Source organism: Haemophilus sp. C1 (assembly GCF_001276515.1).
Classification (GTDB): Bacteria; Pseudomonadota; Gammaproteobacteria; order Enterobacterales; family Pasteurellaceae; genus Haemophilus.
Genome location: NZ_LDVZ01000004.1, coordinates 1 through 19,169, shown reverse-complemented (window position 1 = coordinate 19,169; position 19,169 = coordinate 1). Strand labels below are relative to the sequence as shown.

Here is a 19,169-nt window from a genome sequence, read left to right as displayed (position 1 = left end):
TTATAAATAATTAGTCGAATAAAGCGGTCGGCTATTTTACAGACTTGCAATAATTCTGGCTAGTAAATATTCGGTGAAAAAAAACATCAAAAATAAACCGCACTTTCGTGACAAGCAAAAAGTGCGGTTTAATTCAGAGCAGTTTTCAATTATTTCACTAATCCGCCACTGGCTTGTAAATCAGCGTGATAAGAAGAACGAACAAATGGTCCACAAGCCGCATGTTCAAAGCCCATTGCATTGGCTTTTTCACGGAATTCATCAAATTCAGCTGGCGGAACATAACGGGCCACTGGTAAATGATGGCGGCTAGGTTGAAGATATTGCCCCAACGTGAGCATTGTCACACCGTTATCACGTAAATCTTGCATGACTTGTAAAATCTCTTCATTAGTTTCACCTAATCCCACCATTAAACCTGATTTAGTTGGGATATTCGGGAACATTTCTTTAAATTCACGCAATAATTTAAGTGACCATTCGTAATCTGCTCCAGGACGAATCTCTTTGTACAGGCGCGGCACGTTTTCTAAATTATGGTTAAAGACATCTGGCGGATTATCTTTTAATTTTTCCAATGCCTGCGTAATGCGACCACGGAAATCAGGCACTAAAATTTCAATCTTAATGTTAGGATTAAGCTCGCGCACAGCTTTTACACATTCTGCAAAATGACCCGCGCCACGATCAGGCAAATCATCGCGATCCACCGATGTAATCACTACATATTTAAGTTTCATATCTTGGATAGTTTCAGCCAATTTTTGTGGCTCTTCAGGATCGGGCGGTAATGGTTTCCCATGCGCAACATCACAGAACGGACAACGGCGCGTGCAAATTGCGCCTAAAATCATAAAAGTTGCTGTTCCATGATTAAAACATTCGTGTAAATTTGGACAAGATGCTTCTTCACACACGGAATGCAAACCATGACGACGCATTCCATTTTTGATGCTTTCAATTTTAAGTGAATTTGCCGGAAGTTTAATTTTCATCCATTCGGGCTTTTTCAATAGCTCTTGGTTTGGATCAATATTTTTTACTGGAATAATCGACGTTTTTGCCGCATCGCGATATTTTACACCGCGTTCCATTTTGAAAGGCGTAGACATAAGCGTTCCTAAATAAAAATGCCCAAACAGGGCATTTTTGATCATTAAATATTACAAATTTGTTACATTATAGCCTAAAAGCTCGGCAAAGTGTTTAATTAATTTTGGTGAAACCTTATCACAATTAGCCTCATCTTGATTAACAAAATCCGCTAATTGACACATTTCAAGACCAGCATAGCCACACGGGTTAATATAATGAAATGGATTCAGATCCATATTGATATTCAATGCTAATCCGTGAAAAGAGCAACCACGACGAATACGCAGCCCAAGAGAACAAATCTTTTTTCCATCCACATACACGCCTGGCGCATCAGGTTTTGGATAACTTTCAATACCATATTCAGCTAAAGTTTTTACCACCGTTTGTTCAAGTGCGGTAACTAATTGACGTACATTTAAATTCTCATGACGCTTAATATCAATGAGCACATACATCACTTGCTGACCAGGTGCATGATAGGTTATTTGCCCACCACGATCCGACTGTACCACAGGTATTTCACTACGTTGTAAAAGATGCTCAGGTTTACCTGCTTGCCCTTGGGTAAATACAGGAGGATGTTGCACTAACCAAATTTCGTCTTGCGTTTCCGCGATGCGACTATCTGTAAAATTCTGCATTTTATGCCAAATTTCTTGATAATCTTGCAACCCTAACTGACGAACGATAAGGGAATTATTCATACTAGATGACCATTTTTACGCCTTCAACTTTAGCAAGTTCTTTATAAAGTGTTTCTACTTGCTCAAAGTTTTCAGCAATAATGTCGATTGAAACCGAATTATAGGTACCTTTACTACTCCGTTTTTCCTTAGGAATATAATCGCCTTTAATATATTTTTGAACGACTTGAATTAGATCTTGCGCTAACCCCTCACGATTAATTCCAGCAACTTTAAATGTCATTTTTGCTGGAAATTCCATTAATTCTTTAAGTTTTGCGTAATCATTTTCTGTTGTCATATTATCTCCCAATAATAAAAATGATGTGTGAATAGTGGAGCACTCACACATTACGAATGCCTCAATTAAAAATGAAAAAAGTGCGGTAAGTTTCTGGCATATTTTATGCAAATAAGCCTTTTACAGTGAGCACGAGCCAATCCCAAGCTTTTCCGAAAATACCCGCTTCGCCCACCTCATCCATCACTTGTAAGTTTACCGCTGCAATATCTTTGCCTTCTAATTGATAAATGACTTTACCTACGACTTGGCCTTTTGCTAAAGGCGCTTGTAAGTTTTTACTTTCTAACTCATAGCGCGCTTTAAGCTCATTTTGTTTACCTTTCGGAACAATAATAAAGCTATCTTGTAACGTACCTAATTTCACACTACCTTTATTACCGTAATAAACAGGTTGTTCTGAAATTTCTTTGCCAGCCTCTAAAGTTTTAAATGTTTCAAAATTAGCAAAACCCCATTGTAAAAGTTTTTTACTTTCTACTTCACGACCTTTGTAAGTTGGCACACCCATTACTACAGAAATTAAACGCATATTGTTCGGTGTAATCGCTGAAGCAACTAAGTTATATCCAGCTTGGCTAGTATGCCCTGTTTTCATTCCATCAACATTGATAGTTTTATCCCACAATAAGCCATTGCGGTTAGGCTGTTTAATTTTGTTAAAGGTAAAATCTTTTTCTGAGTAAATTTTATATTCTTCAGGTAAATCACGAATAATATGCGCACCAATAATTGCCATATCACGCGCGGAAGAATATTGATTTGGATCGTCTAAACCATGCGGCGTGGTGAAATTCGTGTTTTTCAAACCAAATTGTTGAACATATTTATTCATTGTTTCTACGAAATTCGGTACATTGCCAGAAATATGTTCAGCTAATGCCACTGTCGCATCATTACCAGATACAACAATCACACCACGATTCAAATCTGCTACAGATACTTGTGTATTTAAATCTAAAAACATTTTTGATGAGTCAGGGAAATTACGCCCCCACGCACTTTCACCAATGGTAACCATATCGGTATTATGGATTTTGCCTTGTTTTAAAGCGCTCCCTACCACATAACTTGTCATCATTTTAGTTAAAGATGCGGGATATTGACGCTCGTCAGGATTAAGTGCGGCTAAAATTGCACCTGAATTGTAATCCATCAATACATACGTTTGAGCAGTAATTTGTGGTGGAGTCACGCCAAACTGCATATCCTCTGCAGATACCGAAAAAGCACTAAATGCCACAAAACTTGATAAAAATACGATTTTTGTTGTTCTTTTCAACATAGTGTGTTCCTACAATTAATTTTTATATGTGTAAACAATTAGTGGCTTGTTTACTGCCATTTTTTGTAATTTAGCTCTCACTTGTGCCATTTGTGCTTTATTATCAAAGGGCCCTATGTGAATTTCATATTTATTTCCCGAGCGATTTACTTCAGTTTGAATATTCGCTAACGCAAGTTGCGTAATTAACTTATTTGCTTGGCTACGAGAGGTTAATTCAAGCATTTTCAAACGGTAAAATTCGGTTCCTTTTAGAGCATTTATTGACTTAGATGCGTTATCAAAAAGCGTATTAGATTTTAATACTAAACGATCAGCTGCTTCTTGAGTTTTTGCATGCTTAGCCAGCGTTCTTGTCGCTGCGCCTGATAAATTCCCATTTTTGGCAACGTGCAACGCCTCAATTCTAACATGCCCCATACCGCGAGAAATTAATCCAATTTCTTTCGCCGCTGCATGAGAAAGGTCAATTAAACGTTTATCACTAAAAGGCCCACGATCATTAATACGTACGATAACTTTACGATTATTATGTAAATTAGTCACCAAAGCATAAGAATTTATTGGCAATGTTTTATGTGCCGCAGTAAATTGCGTTGAATTATAAACATCACCACTTGCAGTTCTACGCCCATTAAATTTGAGATGATAGTAACTTGCCATCCCTTCTTTCGTATAGGATTTAGCATCATCTTCAGCTTTTGTCGTATAAGTTTGCCCTTTCACGGAATAAGTACTAGGAGAAGGTACTTTGGTTATAATCGAAAGTTTATCCCCTCGAATACCATACATTTTTTGCGTATCAGCCTGCGCAGGAAAAGCTACGCTTATCATAAACAGCAAAAGTGCGGTCAGATTTAATAATGTTTTTAATTTCATAAGCGTTGACTATTTTCATTTATTTACCCTTTTAAGAAAAGCAAAAATGAAATTAGTTCCCTTTCATAAATTTTACTTGATGTGTATGAACTGACATCACCAAGCCAAAAGCAGCCATAATAGCAACGTAAGAAGTCCCGCCATAGCTAAATAAAGGTAATGGCACACCCACTACAGGCAAAATACCACTTACCATGCCTATGTTAACAAACACATAGACGAAGAAAATTAACGTCGTTGCTCCAGCAAGAATTCGCCCAAAAGAAGTTTGAGCGTTCACGGCAATTATCAAACCACGTATAATAATGAACATATAAATGGAGATCAAAATAAGAAAACCAACCATTCCATGTTCTTCACTCATTACAGCAAAAATAAAATCTGTATGAGGTTCGGGTAAAAACTCAAGCTGAGATTGCGTACCCTGCATCCAGCCTTTTCCCCAAAGGCCACCAGAACCAATCGCAATCTTTGATTGTAAAATATGATAGCCTGCACCAAGAGGATCTTTTTCTGGGTCTAATAATGTAAGTACGCGAGTGCGTTGATAATCGTGCATTAGATATAGCCACATGATCGGAATAAATCCAGCTAAGCCAATCACTGCAGCTAAAATTAGCCACCAACTCATCCCTGCTAAAAATACTACAAATAAACCTGACGCACTTACCAAAATTGATGTGCCTAAATCTGGTTGTATAGCCACAAGTAAAGTCGGAATCATAATCATTGCAATCGCAATAAATGTTTCACTTAATTTAGGTGGAAGTGGTCGATTACCTAAATACACCGCGACCATTAATGGCACCGCAAGCTTTACAATTTCAGATGGCTGAAAACGAATAAATCCAAGATCAAGCCAACGCTGTGCACCTTTACTGGTTGTTCCAATTGCATCCACTAAAATCAACATGATAAAGCCTATCAGATAGAGATAAGGCGCAATGCGTTGATAAAATTTAGGTGGAAATTGTGCCATGACAAGCATAACAGTAAATCCAAGAAAAACCTGAATAATCCGGTTGTTAAACATAGTTTCACTGGCACCAGTGGCACTATAAAGCACAAGCATGCCATAGGCTGTTATTGCAACTAAGCCAATAAACAGCCAAAAATCAATATGCAAACGTTGCCATGCGCGCAACCAGAAAGGGATTTTATCTTCCATTTATTTGTTCGCTCTCTTGTGACAAATCTTTTTTTTGCTGAATAGGTATATTATATTTTTCAACTTGTGGTAAACGCTGATTCAAATAGTAATCCATCACTTTACGTGCTAACGGTGCGGCATTACTTGAACCACCACCTGCATTTTCTAAAATCACTGTCACAACCAATCTAGGATTTTCATAAGGTGCATATGCGGTAAACCATGCGTGATCATGTAATTCTTTTTTCAATCCCGCCGCATTGTATTTTTCATTTTCTTTTAAACTAAACACTTGAGCTGTACCAGATTTTCCTGCCACACGATAGTTTGCTCCAGCAAAAGCCTTTCTCCCCGTCCCTAAAGCTGAATTGACAACATTATACATTCCACGTTTTGCAGCATCCCAATAGCTTTGTTTAGCCTCTGTAATATCAGGATAAAGCAAAGGATCTTCATAAGGTTTTAGCGTAGATACTTCAATTGCTTTCATCAAATGTGGGGTATTCACCTTTCCATTGTTCACCAATACAGCCGTTGCTTTTGCCACTTGTAATGGTGTCGCAGTCCAATACCCTTGCCCAATTCCCACAGAAATAGTATCACCTTGTACCCAAGGGCGTTTATAACGTTTTTGTTTCCATTCGCGCGTTGGCATATTGGCTGCCGTTTCTTCTTGAATTTCAATCCCAGTTGGCATACCAAAGCCAAAACGTTTCATCCAATTAGAAAGACGATCAATTCCCATACTATGAGCGACTTGGTAAAAATAAGTATCGGATGATTCTGTAATTGCTTTATTTAAATCTGTATAACCATGACCGCTCTTTTTCCAATCTCGGAATCGCTTGGTCGTATTTGGCAATACCCAGTAGCCAGGATCAAAAATCGTTGTATTTTGAGTAATCACATTTTCAGTTTGTGCAGCTACTGCAATAAAAGGTTTCACCGTAGAAGCAGGAGGATACACCCCTTGGGTCGCACGACTATAAAGCGGGCGAGCAGGATCATTTAATAGGCGCTTATAATCTTCTGAGGAAATACCATCAACAAACAAATTATTATCATAACTTGGCGTAGACACCATAGCCAGTACACCACTATCTTTAGGATCCAATACAACAATCGCACCTTTTTGCCCAGACAAAAGATCAGTGATATAACGCTGCAACTCTAAATCAATAGTAAGATAAATACTTTTTCCTGCAACTGAAGGTTGTTCACGTAACTTACGAATAACTTTACCACGATTGTTGATTTCTACTTCTTCAAAACCTGTGATGCCGTGTAACTCATCTTCATAATAACGTTCAATGCCCAATTTACCTATATCATTGCTACCAGAATAATTGGTAAATTTTTCCTCTTTTTTCAAGCGTTCAACGTCTTTATCATTGATTTTTCCCACATAACCTAAAATATGCGTCATAATCTCGCCATATAAGTAATAGCGTTTGAAATAAGGACGTACATCTAAACTCGGATATTGATAGCCACTCACTGCAAAACGTGCGATTTGTTCTTCTGTTAAATTCGGTTTCAATAAAATAGGCGTGTAACGCGTTCCGCGGCGACGTTCCTTTTTAAAATTTTCAATATCGTTATCCGTTAATCCCACAATGTAGCGTAATTCATCTAAAGTGCGGTCTAAATTTTCAGTTTTTTCCGGCACAATGTATAAACCAAAAAAAGTAAGATTTTCGGCTAATAATTTACCGTAACGATCATAGATTAAGCCACGCGTTGGCGGTAAAGGTAATAATTTAATTCGGTTACCATTAGAACGCGTTTGGTAAGTATCGAAATTAACAATCTGTAGCTGATAAATATTGGTGAATAACACCCCTGTTAGTAGCAAAATCCCCAAAAAAGCCACTAAAGTTCGGCGTGCAAAAAGGTTACGCTCCGCTTTTTTATCGCGAAACGGTTCATGAGTTGGCGTATTGAAGAATCTTTTTAAATTCATCTGACTAAAATGAGGATTTACTATTCTCGATGATAAGGATGATTAGTTGTGAGCGACCACGCACGATACAAACTTTCAGCCACCACAACACGAACAAGTGGATGAGGTAATGTCAATGGTGAAAGCGACCAACTTTGCTCTGCAGCGGCTTTACATTCAGGTGAAAGACCCTCAGGACCACCGATCAACAAACATACATCACGACCATCATTTTTCCACGCTTCTAATTGCTCGGCTAACTGCGGGGTGGTCCAAGGTTTACCTGGAATATCTAACGTCACGACTTTGCCTTTTCCACTGGCGGCTAACATCGCCTTACCTTCTTGCTCTAAAATACGTTTAATATCAGCATTTTTTCCACGCTTGCCTGCTGGGATTTCAATCAGTTCAAAAGGCATATCTTTTGGGAAACGGCGTTGATATTCCTCAAAACCCGTTGTAACCCAAGAAGGCATTTTTGTTCCGACAGCAATTAACGTGATTTTCACAAGTCATCCTTATCTAAAAAGTGCGGTTATTTTTCACCGCACTTTACTAAAATTTACGCCCAAAGTTTCTCTAATTGATACATTTCACGCGCGTCACGTTGCATGATATGTACGATTGCTTGACCAAGATCCACCACAATCCAATCTGCAGTATTTTTACCCTCTTCACCAAAAGTTTCAAAACCTGCTTTTTTGCATTCTGTAATTAAATTATCTGCCATTGCAGAAACTTGGCGGCTCGATGTACCCGTGCAAATAATCATATTATCCGTAATCGATGATTTTCCACGTACATCAAAATGTACAATATCTGTTCCTTTTAACCCATCTAAGGTTTCCATCAAAAATTCAACTAATGCCATTTTGTTCTCGCTTCGCAATAAAAGTGCGAGATTCTATCATTGAATACCCTCTCGCGCAAAATCCACACAAAAAATAAGCGCGAAATTAACCGCGCTTTTGTTTGTATAAATTGAACTTATTTTGGCTATGCTGCCCACAATAACACTGCTAATAATTGCGGTGACATTATCCGCAAGAACATCACCAATGGATACACAGTGGCATAAGAAAGTGCTGCTGCACCGTTATCTTCTTTAATTTCATTAGCAAATGCTAAAGCCGGAGGATCTGTCATTGAACCCGCAAGTAAACCACAGATTGTAAGGTAATTCAGTTTGCCATATAGACGAGCCAAAACACCAGTAATCATTAATGGAATAAAGGTGATAAAAATACCGTATCCCATCCATTCAAGACCAGAGCCATTCAACAAGGTATCAAAGAAACTTCCACCTGATTTTAAACCTACCACTGCTAAGAAAAGGACAATCCCTATTTCACGCAATGCCAAGTTAGCACTAGGTGGCATAAACCAGTAAAGTTTACCAATCGTGCCAATTCTCGCTAAGATCAACGCAACCACCAATGGCCCACCGGCAAGCCCTAATTTTAATGCGACAGGGAACCCTGGAATATAAAATGGAATCGAGCCGACAAGCACACCTAAACCAATGCCGATAAACACTGGTAACATTTGCACTTGAAGCAATTTTTGTTGTGCATTGCCAATGACTGAAATGGCTTGATTTAGTACATCACTGCGTCCGACCATATGTAGCACATCGCCAAATTGCAGTGTGGTATTTCCCGTTGGAACTAGCTCAATACCTGCACGATTTAAACGTGAAATCACAACCCCATATTTTTGATGAATCCCCAACGTGCGGATCTTTTTACCTAAGACTTTTTCGTTCGTCACTACCACTCGCTCGGAACGAATTTCGCCACTATAGGCAACGGTTGGTGCATCAACTTCGTGCCCGATAATCAAACGCATTTTTGCAAGCGAATTATCATCCCCAACTAGTTGTAAAATATCGTTGGTACGAATCTCAGTACTTGCCTTTGGAACGATTTCCATATCATCGCGTTTTAAACGTGAACATACGACTTCTTCATCACTAAATCCTGGAATTTGAATTAACGTAAGACCATCTAGATTTTGGTTCGTCACTTTTAAAGAAATATTATGTAAACTTTCTTTTTCTTGACCGCTCTCCACATTAAAACGTGCCGCTTCATCGTCCACTTTAACTTTAAAAAATAAGCGGATTAACCACATTGCAAGCAAAATACCGCAAATACCGAATGGATAAGCCATTGCATAAGACATCCCCATAGTTACAGTGGTTTGAGGTACCCCTAATTCTGCCAGAATTTGCTGCCCTGCCCCCAACGCAGGCGTATTGGTGACAGCACCAGAATAAATACCTAAGGCAATATCAAGTGGAACATCTGTAATTTTATGTACAAGAACCACCGCAACAGAACCCAGTAAAACAATCAAAATAGCAAAAGCATTTAGCTTTAAACCAGATTTTCGTAAAGAAGAAAAAAAGCCCGGTCCAACCTGAATACCAATAGTGTAAACAAATAAAATTAGACCAAATTCTTGCACAAAATGCAGCGTATGCGCATCCAGTTTCAAGCCATATTGACTAGTAAAATGGGCAACAATAATGCCGCCAAACAGCACACCACCTATGCCAAGTCCAACCCCGCGGATCTTCCAATGCCCGATCCATAAACCGATTACGGCAACAAGGGCAAGAAGACTAATCGTGATTGCAATATCACTCATATTGACCCCTTAAAAATGAAATTTAACTCCTTCGGATTATATCCAAGTTGTTTTTTGAAAACCTTAACCAAACTCAAAAAATGATACGTTCGTCACATTTTTTCTTGCGAAATTGAACATAGGCTCTACAATACCGAAAATTTTTGACCCTTTTACAAAAAGTGCGGTTATTTTTCACCGCACTTTTATCTCGGATGGAATATTTATGGATTACGGCCAAGAAGCCATTACTTCTCTTATTTGGATTTTACAAACGCTAGCCATCACCTCAGTCGTCTTTAGTTTTGGCATTTTTCTTTTGGTGCGTTTTACCCAATGGGGAAAACAATTTTGGATGTTTGCAGGTGGCTATCTTTCACCTAAACGTAGCATAAAACCTATCCTATTCTTTCTGCTTATTGTTGCGATGACATTACTCAGCGTACGTATCAGTCTTGTGCATTCTGAGTGGTACAAAAATATGTACACATCACTGCAAGAATTTAATGAACATGTATTTTGGCAACAAATGGGCTTGTTCTGTGTCATCGCGGCAAGTTCTGTTTCTGCGGCATTAGTAAGCTATTATTTAGAGCAACGTTTGACCATTAACTGGATTGAATGGCTTAACGAACAACTTGTTGATAAATGGATGGCACATCGCGCCTATTACAAAACTCAGTATTTATCCGAAAGCCTAGATAACCCCGATCAACGTATTCAACAAGATGTCCAATCTTATGTAAAAACCACGCTTTCTTTAAGCACTGGGGTTATTGATGCGGTCACCTCGATGATCTCTTACACGATTTTGTTATGGGGATTAGCGGGTCCAATGATGGTACTTGGCGTGGAAATTCCACATATGATGGTATTCTTAGTATTTGGCTATGTCATTTTCACTACCCTCATTGCATTTTGGCTCGGTCGTCCATTAATCTCTTTGAATTTTATTAATGAACGCTTAAACGCAAACTACCGTTATTCTTTAATTCGCATAAAAGAATATGCCGAAAGCATTGCTTTTTATGCAGGTGAAAAGGTAGAAAAAAATCAGCTTTACCAACAATTCAATGCTGTCATCCATAACATGTGGGTAATCGTATTTAGAACGCTAAAATTTTCAGGATTTAACTTAGTTGTAAGTCAAATTTCTGTTGTTTTTCCATTGTTAATTCAAGTTGGGCGTTACTTTGAAAAACAAATAAAACTCGGTGATTTAATGCAAACTTTACAAGTATTTGGTCAGTTACACGCAAATCTTTCATTCTTCCGCAATACTTATGATAATTTTGCAAGCTATAAAGCAACGCTAGATCGTTTAACTGGGTTCAGTTATGCCATTGAAAAAGTAAATAATAAATCACAAACACAAATATATAATCATCCAACAGATGTAATTTTCAACAACTTAAGTGTTAAAAATCCATTAGGTCACACACTGGTAGAAAATCTCAACATTACGCTACCGCCAGGAACAAGTTTACTCATTCAAGGAAAATCTGGTGTAGGGAAAACGACACTTTTACGAACAATCGCAGGACTCTGGAGCTACGCAGAAGGTGAAGTAATTTGTCCAATAAACAGTCAACTTTTCTTATCACAAAAACCCTATTTGCCACAAGGAAATTTGATTTCAGCATTAACTTATCCCAATAAGCCAGACAATATTTCACATACGCAAGCGGTAGAAATATTAAATAAAGTGCAGCTAGGGCATCTGGCTGAACAATTAGAAAAAGAACAAGACTGGACGCGTATTCTTTCTCTTGGTGAGCAACAGCGTTTAGCGTTTGCGCGTTTGATTCTACACAAACCTGCCGTAGCCTTCTTAGATGAAGCTACAGCAAGTATGGATGAAGGTTTAGAATTTGCGATGTATCAACTGTTAAAACAAGAGCTACCAAAAACCACGCTAATCAGTGTTGGGCATCGTTCAACGCTAAAAGCATTACATCAACAACAACTGATTTTGCAAGATAAAGGTCAGTGGCAACTAATGTAAAAAACACGAAAAACAACTGTAATTTCAACACATTTTTTGGTACATTTAGCACAATTTTTTGCGTGCTTGGCGATGAGATAATTTCACTTTTTCAGCCAAGCAAAATTAACTCTGATTTTAGAATGGAATAATTATGTTATTTAAAAAAATACGTGGACTTTTCTCCAACGATCTTTCTATCGACTTGGGTACAGCCAACACCTTAATTTATGTCAAAGGTCAAGGTATTGTCTTAGATGAACCTTCTGTTGTTGCAATTCGCCAAGATCGTGTTGGCACATTAAAAAGCATCGCTGCTGTAGGTAAAGAAGCGAAATTAATGCTTGGACGTACACCAAAAAGCATCGCTGCCATTCGCCCAATGAAAGATGGCGTAATCGCAGACTTCTTTGTTACAGAAAAAATGTTGCAATACTTTATCAAACAAGTTCACAGCGGTAATTTTATGCGTCCGAGCCCTCGTGTACTTGTATGTGTGCCAGCTGGTGCAACACAAGTAGAACGTCGTGCAATTAAAGAATCAGCAATCGGTGCTGGCGCGCGCGAAGTATATTTAATTGAAGAACCAATGGCAGCGGCAATTGGGGCTAAATTACCCGTTTCTACCGCCGTTGGCTCAATGGTAATTGACATCGGTGGCGGTACAACTGAAGTAGCTGTGATTTCCTTAAATGGAATCGTGTATTCTTCTTCGGTTCGTATTGGCGGTGACCGTTTTGATGAGGCAATTATTTCTTATGTTCGCCGCACTTTTGGTTCTGTTATCGGTGAACCAACAGCAGAACGTATCAAACAAGAAATCGGTACAGCCTATATTCAAGAAGGTGATGAAATTAAAGAAATGGAAGTGCATGGTCACAATCTTGCTGAAGGCGCACCTCGTTCATTCACCTTAACCTCACGCGATGTTTTAGAAGCTATTCAACAACCATTAAATGGTATCGTAACCGCTGTTCGTACTGCTCTTGAGGAATGTCAACCAGAGCACGCAGCTGATATTTTTGAACGAGGTATGGTGTTAACCGGTGGTGGTGCACTATTGCGTAATATTGATACGCTTCTCTCTAAAGAGTCTGGCGTTCCAGTAATTATCGCAGAAGATCCATTAACCTGTGTTGCTCGCGGTGGTGGTGAGGCATTAGAAATGATCGATATGCACGGTGGCGACATTTTTAGTGACGAAATTTAATTTAGACCAAAAATAAAAAGTGCGGTTAAAAATGACCGCACTTTTCCTTTTAATCTTTTTATCTCAACGTAGGACGCTTAATGAAGCCTATTTTCGGTAAAGCCCCCCCGCTTGGCATTCGATTATTATTAGCTGTAGCAGCTTCCCTTTCTTTAATCTTAGCTGATGGTCAAACTAATTCAATGACTAAAGCTCGCAGCGCCATGGAAACTGCAGTGGGTGGGCTCTATTATCTTGCCAATAGCCCTCGTACAGTATTAGATGGGGTATCGGATAATTTAGTGGATACCAGTAAATTACAAATCGAAAATAAAGTATTACGCGAACAATTACGTGAAAAAAATGCCGATTTACTCTTACTAGATCAACTCAAAGTCGAGAATCAGCGTTTACGTTTATTGTTAAACTCCCCTTTACGCACAGATGAATACAAAAAGATTGCTGAAATTTTAACTGCAGAAACTGATATTTATCGTCAACAAATTGTTATTAATCAAGGCGAAAAAGACGGTGCATATGTAGGCCAGCCTGTAATTGATGAAAAAGGCGTCATTGGTCAAATTATTTCTGTGGGAGAGAACACCAGCCGAGTATTACTCTTAACTGATGTCACTCATTCTATTCCAGTACAAGTTCTACGTAACGATGTTCGCGTCATTGCAAGTGGAACTGGGCATACTGATGAGCTAACTCTTGATAATGTACCTCGTTCTGTGGATATCGAAAAAGGCGACTTACTTGTAACGTCCGGTCTTGGTGGCCGTTTCCTTGAAGGCTATCCAGTAGCGGTTGTGCAAAGCGTTTCACGCGATGGCTCCAATTACTTTGCGACTGTCAAAGCCAAACCTCTCGCAGCCCTTGAACGCTTACGCTATGTATTACTACTTTGGCCAAGCAATTTAGATATGTCTAAAGTAAAATCTATGTCTCCAGAAGAAGTGCGTAATTTAGTGCAAAAACGTTTAGAAAGCCAAGCGAATGAAGCTGATTACAAAGTAAAAAAAGCCCCATTAACAGACGATAATCTTCAAGAAAATAAGGATAAATCAACGGTTGAACCTGAAATTCCAACCGATGCACCGCAAAATGAAGAGGCTGTACCGTCAGAACAACAAGAACATAGGGAAGAAGATTAATGCAAACTCGCTTTATTTTACAATGGCTCACAATTTTAAGCTTCTTTGTCGTGGCATTAGTGCTAGAACTCGCGCCCTGGCCACTTGGTTTTCAGGCATTTAAGCCTGCTTGGTTAGTTCTCGTTTTACTTTACTGGGTTCTGGCTATTCCAAATAAAGTCAGTATTGGGTGGGCATTTTTATTAGGGCTTGTATGGGATTTAATCCTAGGTTCCACATTAGGCATTCATGCTTTAGTCCTTTCTGTGACAATTTATTTTGTGGCAAAAAACTATCTCGTACTCAGAAATTTATCGCTTTGGTTTCAAAGTCTTTTAGTGATTGCGTTTGTGTTTATTGTCAGATTAGCTATTTTCTTGGTTGAATTCTCCCTGCATACCGCATTTTTTAACTGGCAAGAAATCTTTGGAGCTTTAGCGTCGGGAATACTATGGCCATGGGTATTTTTATTAATGCGTAAAATGCGCCGAAAAGTTAAATTACATTAAAAAAGAGAGATAAATATCTCTCTTTTTTATGACTTACGAGTATCTAAAAAACTAATTCAACTGCTTGTTCGCATCCATTAAAGAATCACATTCCCAACCGATATACTCTCCCGAAAATTGTTCAGCCAATTTTTCGAAACGTTCTACTTGTTCAAAAATTTCGCTATTTTCTAATGAAATTTCTTGCTCTAATTTCACCAAGAAATAAGGTTCATCATCTTCATTAAACTGAATAGCTTGTGCAGAATATTGTAATGTCGTGAAAGAATAATCCCCTAAACTAAGCTCATCCATAAAAGGAAACATTTTCTCTTCTTCATCAAAATGAAAACTATGCTCCACCAGATACGTATCACTTAAATCACGACCTTTATTTTTCAGCAAATCAAGTAACTCTTCCGTTGCATTTAACTTAATCTCTAATGGAGAAGCAAGCAAAAAGTCAAAATAAGTATCCCAACTTAAATCCTTTTGTACATTAATATCTTTAACAAAATCAATTTGTTGTAAAGTTTCTACAATAAGATTTTCATGCTCACAGTAAAAATGCATTTTAGCTTGGGAATTACAAATAAAATGTCCCGCAAAAAATACATTCGGAAGTGCGGTTAATTGCGCCAGAATTTTAAATACACGATTAATTAACTTATCGTATTCAACTTCTGAGGGCAAACCTGTTTCATCATCAGCCTTATAAGCGATTGTGAATTGCACTATTTTATCGAGATCTTTACCGTGATATTTTTCAACATCTTCAATATTTGCGGTAAACACGGCGGGCATACCATTCACGGTAGAACGATAATTCTGCCAATTTGCCATATCCATTTCGCTTTCCTATTTAAATTCAGCCCAAATCGGTGCGTGATCAGAAGGTTTTTCCATTGCTCGAATATCCAATGCAATGCCCACATCTACACAGCGTTCAGCCAATTGTTGGCTTACTAAAATATGATCAATTCGTAAACCTCGATTATCATCAAAACCTTTAGAACGGTAATCAAACCATGAGAATTTATCATTTGCCGTTGGATTTAGCTTACGGAAACTATCTTCTAATCCGTAATCATATAAACGTTGATACCACGCTCTTTCTTCTGGTAAGAAAGAACATTTACCTGTGCGTAACCAACGTTTACGATTTTCATCTCCGATACCAATATCTAAATCACTTGGGCTAATATTCATATCGCCCATAATTAAAATAGGATTCGATTTGTCGTGTTCTTTTTCTAAATACTGTTGAAGATCTGCATAAAATTTCTCTTTAGCTGGAAATTTAGTCTCGTGCGCACGACTTTCCCCTTGAGGGAAATAGCCATTAATTACAGTCAGTAAACCAAATTCAGTTTCAAGATCAGCCATAATAATGCGTTTTTGCGCATCTTCATTGTCTGTTGGAAAACCACGACGAACCGCTTTAGGTTCTTGTTTAGTCAATAATGCTACGCCATAGTGACCTTTCTGTCCGTGATGAAATACGTGATAACCTAAGTTTTCTGTAATTTCATAAGGAAAAGCCTCATCAGCAACTTTAATTTCCTGCAAGCCGATTACATCTGGCTGATATTTTTCAATAATGGCTTCAAGTTGATGTGGTCGAGCACGTAAACCATTTATATTAAAAGAGATAAATTTCATTTTTATTCCTATTAAAGAGTAAAATTGTCTTTATTATACAGAGATTTCTATTTTGATAAAAACGGCTTTGCCAGATAAGCCTTAATTTGCTCAAACACACTGGATTTAATCCAAAATTGACCTTGAGAGGGTAAACAAGTTACCGAAATAAAATCATTCAAATAATCAAATTCCAATTGGGCAGCATGCAAATAAGTGCGGTCAATTTTTTCAGTATTTTTACCATAAAGTCCATCGCCTAAAATCGGGCTACCTAAACTTTTCATCGCAACACGTAATTGATGCGTTTTTCCCGTTTGTGGTTTTAAAATAAATAAACGTAAATTAGGCTCACAACTTACACTTTCAAAACGCGTAATTGCGGGATTGTCTTTTGTTTGGCAAAGTTTCCATGCGCCATCTCGGACTTTCTTCATATCCCCAATAATCAATCCTTGTTTCTTTTTAGGCTTTTGGTTACTTAAAGCCAGGTAAGTTTTATGAATTTTATGTTCAGAAAAAAGTCGTGAAAATTCAGCCGCACTTTCAGCATTCAGTGCCAAAATTAATAGCCCTGACGTCACTTTATCCAAGCGATGAACTAACCATACTTGAGGCACATTCAATTGTTTTGCAACAATTTCTGTTAAGCCTTGTTCTTCTTGATCTTTATGAACACTAATGCCTTCAGGTTTGTTGATAATAATAAAATCGCTATGTTGATAAACAACCTCGATTTTCATCAGACTTGCTCCTTTTTGTAAATTTTATTTTTACCGAGAACAATATCTTTCACCGAGCTAAGTAATTCCTGTTGAATATGTGAGAGCTTTGGTTTTTCATTTAATTGAAATGCTAATGGGCGACAAAGCTCCATTGCTTTCACGCCTAATCTAGCAGTGAGCAATCCCACACCGATCCCTTGAGCTATACGCGCAGAAAGTTTTGCTGTCACATCTTGAGAAAGCCAATCCATTCCAATATCTTGTGCCACTTCGGTTGCCCCAGCAAAAGCGATATTGACCAATACCATTCTTAACAATCGAATACGCGAAAAATACCCTAATTCAATCCCATAAATTTCAGCAATTTTATTCATTAATCGAAGATTGCGCCACGCAATAAAAAACATATCCACTACAGCAAGTGGACTAATCGCGACAATCACAGCTGATTCAGCGGCCATTTTACTAATCAATTTTTTAGCTTGTACATCAAAAGAAGACAAAACATGACGACTGAATAAATAAGTAATTTCTTGCACTGAATAAGCTTCATTTAATTGGTGTTGCCATTGAATTACCGTTGGAAAATCATTTTCCAAACCTAGAGATTTTGCAATATCTAAGCAAAGAATTTTACTTTTTTCTGCGTTATGAACGGAAAAAACATCACCATTTTTTACCGCACTTTCCAACCAGATCTGCTGACTTTGTTGTTGCAATTGCCCACGTTTTTTTAAACTAACTAAACGTCGCCACTCACCAATAATCTCTTTAATACCCAATAAAATGACAATTAAACTGACTAAAGCAAAAGCAAGATAAATCCATTGATGTTGTTGATAGCTATCCCAAATCCACTGCACGGATTGCGCAATCGTCGCCACACCAAATAAAAGTGCGGTAAATTTTAATAAAGTTTTTCCAAAACTGGATTTTGGTTTCAATGCTTGTTCAAGCTGAGCATCAAGTAACTCTCCGTCCAACACTTCATCTAACTTTGCTTCCACATTATGAAACTCTTGCTTAGGCTGATATTGTTCTTCCTCAACATTGACTGAATGTTCAAAAATTTGTTTTTCCATTGTCTATTCCAAAAAATAACCCCACTAAATAGTGGGGTCATAAAGTCAAAATTCAATCATTATTCATCGCTTGAGAAGATAGAAAGTAATCTTAATAAACTCAAGAATAAATTGTAGATTGAAACATAAATATTCACGGTTGCGCGAATGTAATTAGTTTCACCACCGTGAATGATATTACTGGTTTCGTACAAAATAGTCATTGTAGAGAACACAACAAATAATGCACTAATTGCGACTGATAACGCAGGAATTTGGAAGAAGAAACTTGCCACCATACCAAGTAATAGCACAATAAATAATGCGAACATTGCGCTTGATAAGAATGACATATCTTTTTTCGTGGTCAATACATAAGCAGAACACGCGAAAAATACGATAGCAGTTCCTGCGAATGCAAGCATAATCAAATCTTCCATTCCACGTGCCACATACATATTTAAAATTGGCCCGATGGTGTATCCCATAAATCCAGTGAAAGCAAAGGCAGCCAAAATACCAGCAGGGCGATCAGCTAATTTATTGGTTAAGAAAAGTAAGCCATAAAAACCCACTAGTAACACAATAATATTTGGATAGGGCAAGTTTAGGCTCATTGAAATAAACGCAACAACCGCTGAAAATGCCATTGTTAATCCCAATAAAAAATATGTGTTACGCAACACTTTATGTGTGCTGAGTAACGATTCTTTTTGAGCATCCACAATAAGACGTGATTGCATAAAAGCTCCTTGTAAAATAAATAAAAAGTCTTCAGTAAAGTAAGGGCTAAGGATAAAAAAGTCAATGCTATTAATGGAATTAATTTCATCAAAATGAATAAATTATCATCATCTAAAGTTAAATCATCAAATTTCTATTTACATCAATAAAATATTCATTATACTACGCCCATCAATCACGGAGGAATGGTCGAGTGGTTGAAGGCACCGGTCTTGAAAACCGGCGAGGGTTT

Annotated in this window: 19 protein-coding genes; 4 read left to right on the top strand and 15 right to left on the bottom strand. The window is 37.9% G+C overall.

Features of this window, described 5'->3' with window-relative positions:
* Positions 1–149: 149 nt before the first annotated feature.
* From lipA to ABW51_RS02395, 10 genes are all read right to left on the bottom strand, one after another.
* The gene (gene lipA, locus ABW51_RS02440; RefSeq protein ID WP_046940048.1) at positions 150–1,112 is read right to left on the bottom strand and encodes a lipoyl synthase; all 963 of its coding nucleotides are present in this window, start codon (positions 1,110–1,112) and stop codon (positions 150–152) included.
* A 51-nt stretch (positions 1,113–1,163) separates the two neighbouring features.
* The gene (lipB, locus tag ABW51_RS02435) at positions 1,164–1,802 is read right to left on the bottom strand and encodes a lipoyl(octanoyl) transferase LipB (RefSeq protein ID WP_053465415.1); all 639 of its coding nucleotides are present in this window, start codon (positions 1,800–1,802) and stop codon (positions 1,164–1,166) included.
* A 1-nt stretch (position 1,803) separates the two neighbouring features.
* A complete protein-coding gene (gene ybeD, locus ABW51_RS02430; RefSeq protein ID WP_006995721.1) occupies positions 1,804–2,082 on the bottom strand; it encodes a DUF493 family protein YbeD in 279 nt (92 codons plus the stop codon).
* Positions 2,083–2,185: 103 nt separating this feature from the next.
* Positions 2,186–3,367, bottom strand: a complete 1,182-nt coding sequence (locus tag ABW51_RS02425) for a D-alanyl-D-alanine carboxypeptidase family protein (protein WP_053465414.1) — start codon at positions 3,365–3,367, stop codon at positions 2,186–2,188.
* Between the two features lie 15 nt (positions 3,368–3,382).
* Complete coding sequence (locus ABW51_RS02420; protein WP_053465413.1) at positions 3,383–4,246, bottom strand: septal ring lytic transglycosylase RlpA family protein; 864 nt, start codon at positions 4,244–4,246, stop codon at positions 3,383–3,385.
* A 52-nt stretch (positions 4,247–4,298) separates the two neighbouring features.
* Entirely contained in the window at positions 4,299–5,414 is a 1,116-nt protein-coding gene (rodA, locus tag ABW51_RS02415) for a rod shape-determining protein RodA (protein WP_053465412.1), read from the bottom strand.
* On the bottom strand, positions 5,404–7,359 hold the full coding sequence (mrdA, locus tag ABW51_RS02410; RefSeq protein ID WP_053465411.1) for a penicillin-binding protein 2: 1,956 nt from the start codon (positions 7,357–7,359) through the stop codon (positions 5,404–5,406). Before mrdA ends, rodA begins: the two co-directional genes overlap by 11 nt.
* A 20-nt stretch (positions 7,360–7,379) precedes the next feature.
* Positions 7,380–7,847: a 23S rRNA (pseudouridine(1915)-N(3))-methyltransferase RlmH gene (rlmH, locus tag ABW51_RS02405; RefSeq protein WP_053465410.1), complete on the bottom strand. Its 468-nt coding sequence runs from the start codon at positions 7,845–7,847 to the stop codon at positions 7,380–7,382.
* 53 nt (positions 7,848–7,900) lie between these two features.
* Positions 7,901–8,209: a ribosome silencing factor gene (gene rsfS, locus ABW51_RS02400; protein WP_005635481.1), complete on the bottom strand. Its 309-nt coding sequence runs from the start codon at positions 8,207–8,209 to the stop codon at positions 7,901–7,903.
* A 125-nt stretch (positions 8,210–8,334) separates the two neighbouring features.
* Positions 8,335–9,990 (bottom strand): putative transporter, encoded by a 1,656-nt coding sequence (locus tag ABW51_RS02395; protein ID WP_053465409.1) that lies wholly within the window; start codon positions 9,988–9,990, stop codon positions 8,335–8,337.
* A gap of 205 nt (positions 9,991–10,195) precedes the next feature.
* On the opposite strand from ABW51_RS02395, the gene ABW51_RS02390 reads away from it, so the two are divergent.
* The 4 genes from ABW51_RS02390 to mreD all read left to right on the top strand — a co-directional run bounded on the left by ABW51_RS02390 (position 10,196) and on the right by mreD (position 14,787).
* Positions 10,196–11,974, top strand: coding sequence for an ABC transporter ATP-binding protein/permease (locus ABW51_RS02390; protein WP_053465408.1), 1,779 nt, complete (start codon positions 10,196–10,198; stop codon positions 11,972–11,974).
* A 133-nt stretch (positions 11,975–12,107) separates the two neighbouring features.
* Complete coding sequence (locus ABW51_RS02385) at positions 12,108–13,163, top strand: rod shape-determining protein (protein ID WP_005630272.1); 1,056 nt, start codon at positions 12,108–12,110, stop codon at positions 13,161–13,163.
* An 80-nt stretch (positions 13,164–13,243) separates the two neighbouring features.
* Positions 13,244–14,299, top strand: coding sequence for a rod shape-determining protein MreC (mreC, locus tag ABW51_RS02380; RefSeq protein WP_005629099.1), 1,056 nt, complete (start codon positions 13,244–13,246; stop codon positions 14,297–14,299).
* Positions 14,299–14,787, top strand: coding sequence for a rod shape-determining protein MreD (mreD, locus tag ABW51_RS02375; RefSeq protein WP_005629096.1), 489 nt, complete (start codon positions 14,299–14,301; stop codon positions 14,785–14,787). Before mreC ends, mreD begins: the two co-directional genes overlap by 1 nt.
* A gap of 51 nt (positions 14,788–14,838) precedes the next feature.
* On the opposite strand, the gene ABW51_RS02370 is transcribed toward mreD, so the two are convergent.
* The 5 genes from ABW51_RS02370 to ABW51_RS02350 are packed head-to-tail and all read right to left on the bottom strand — an operon-like array spanning position 14,839 to position 18,936.
* Complete coding sequence (locus ABW51_RS02370; RefSeq protein ID WP_053465407.1) at positions 14,839–15,615, bottom strand: TIGR01619 family protein; 777 nt, start codon at positions 15,613–15,615, stop codon at positions 14,839–14,841.
* 9 nt (positions 15,616–15,624) lie between these two features.
* Complete coding sequence (xthA, locus tag ABW51_RS02365) at positions 15,625–16,428, bottom strand: exodeoxyribonuclease III (protein ID WP_053465406.1); 804 nt, start codon at positions 16,426–16,428, stop codon at positions 15,625–15,627.
* Positions 16,429–16,475: 47 nt separating this feature from the next.
* Positions 16,476–17,150, bottom strand: a complete 675-nt coding sequence (locus tag ABW51_RS02360) for a TIGR01621 family pseudouridine synthase (protein ID WP_053465405.1) — start codon at positions 17,148–17,150, stop codon at positions 16,476–16,478.
* Positions 17,150–18,214, bottom strand: a complete 1,065-nt coding sequence (locus ABW51_RS02355; RefSeq protein WP_053465404.1) for a YcjF family protein — start codon at positions 18,212–18,214, stop codon at positions 17,150–17,152. The genes ABW51_RS02360 and ABW51_RS02355 overlap by 1 nt, the downstream gene beginning before the upstream one ends.
* A gap of 59 nt (positions 18,215–18,273) precedes the next feature.
* Positions 18,274–18,936: a Bax inhibitor-1/YccA family membrane protein gene (locus tag ABW51_RS02350; protein WP_005649826.1), complete on the bottom strand. Its 663-nt coding sequence runs from the start codon at positions 18,934–18,936 to the stop codon at positions 18,274–18,276.
* Between the last annotated feature and the right edge of the window lie 233 nt (positions 18,937–19,169).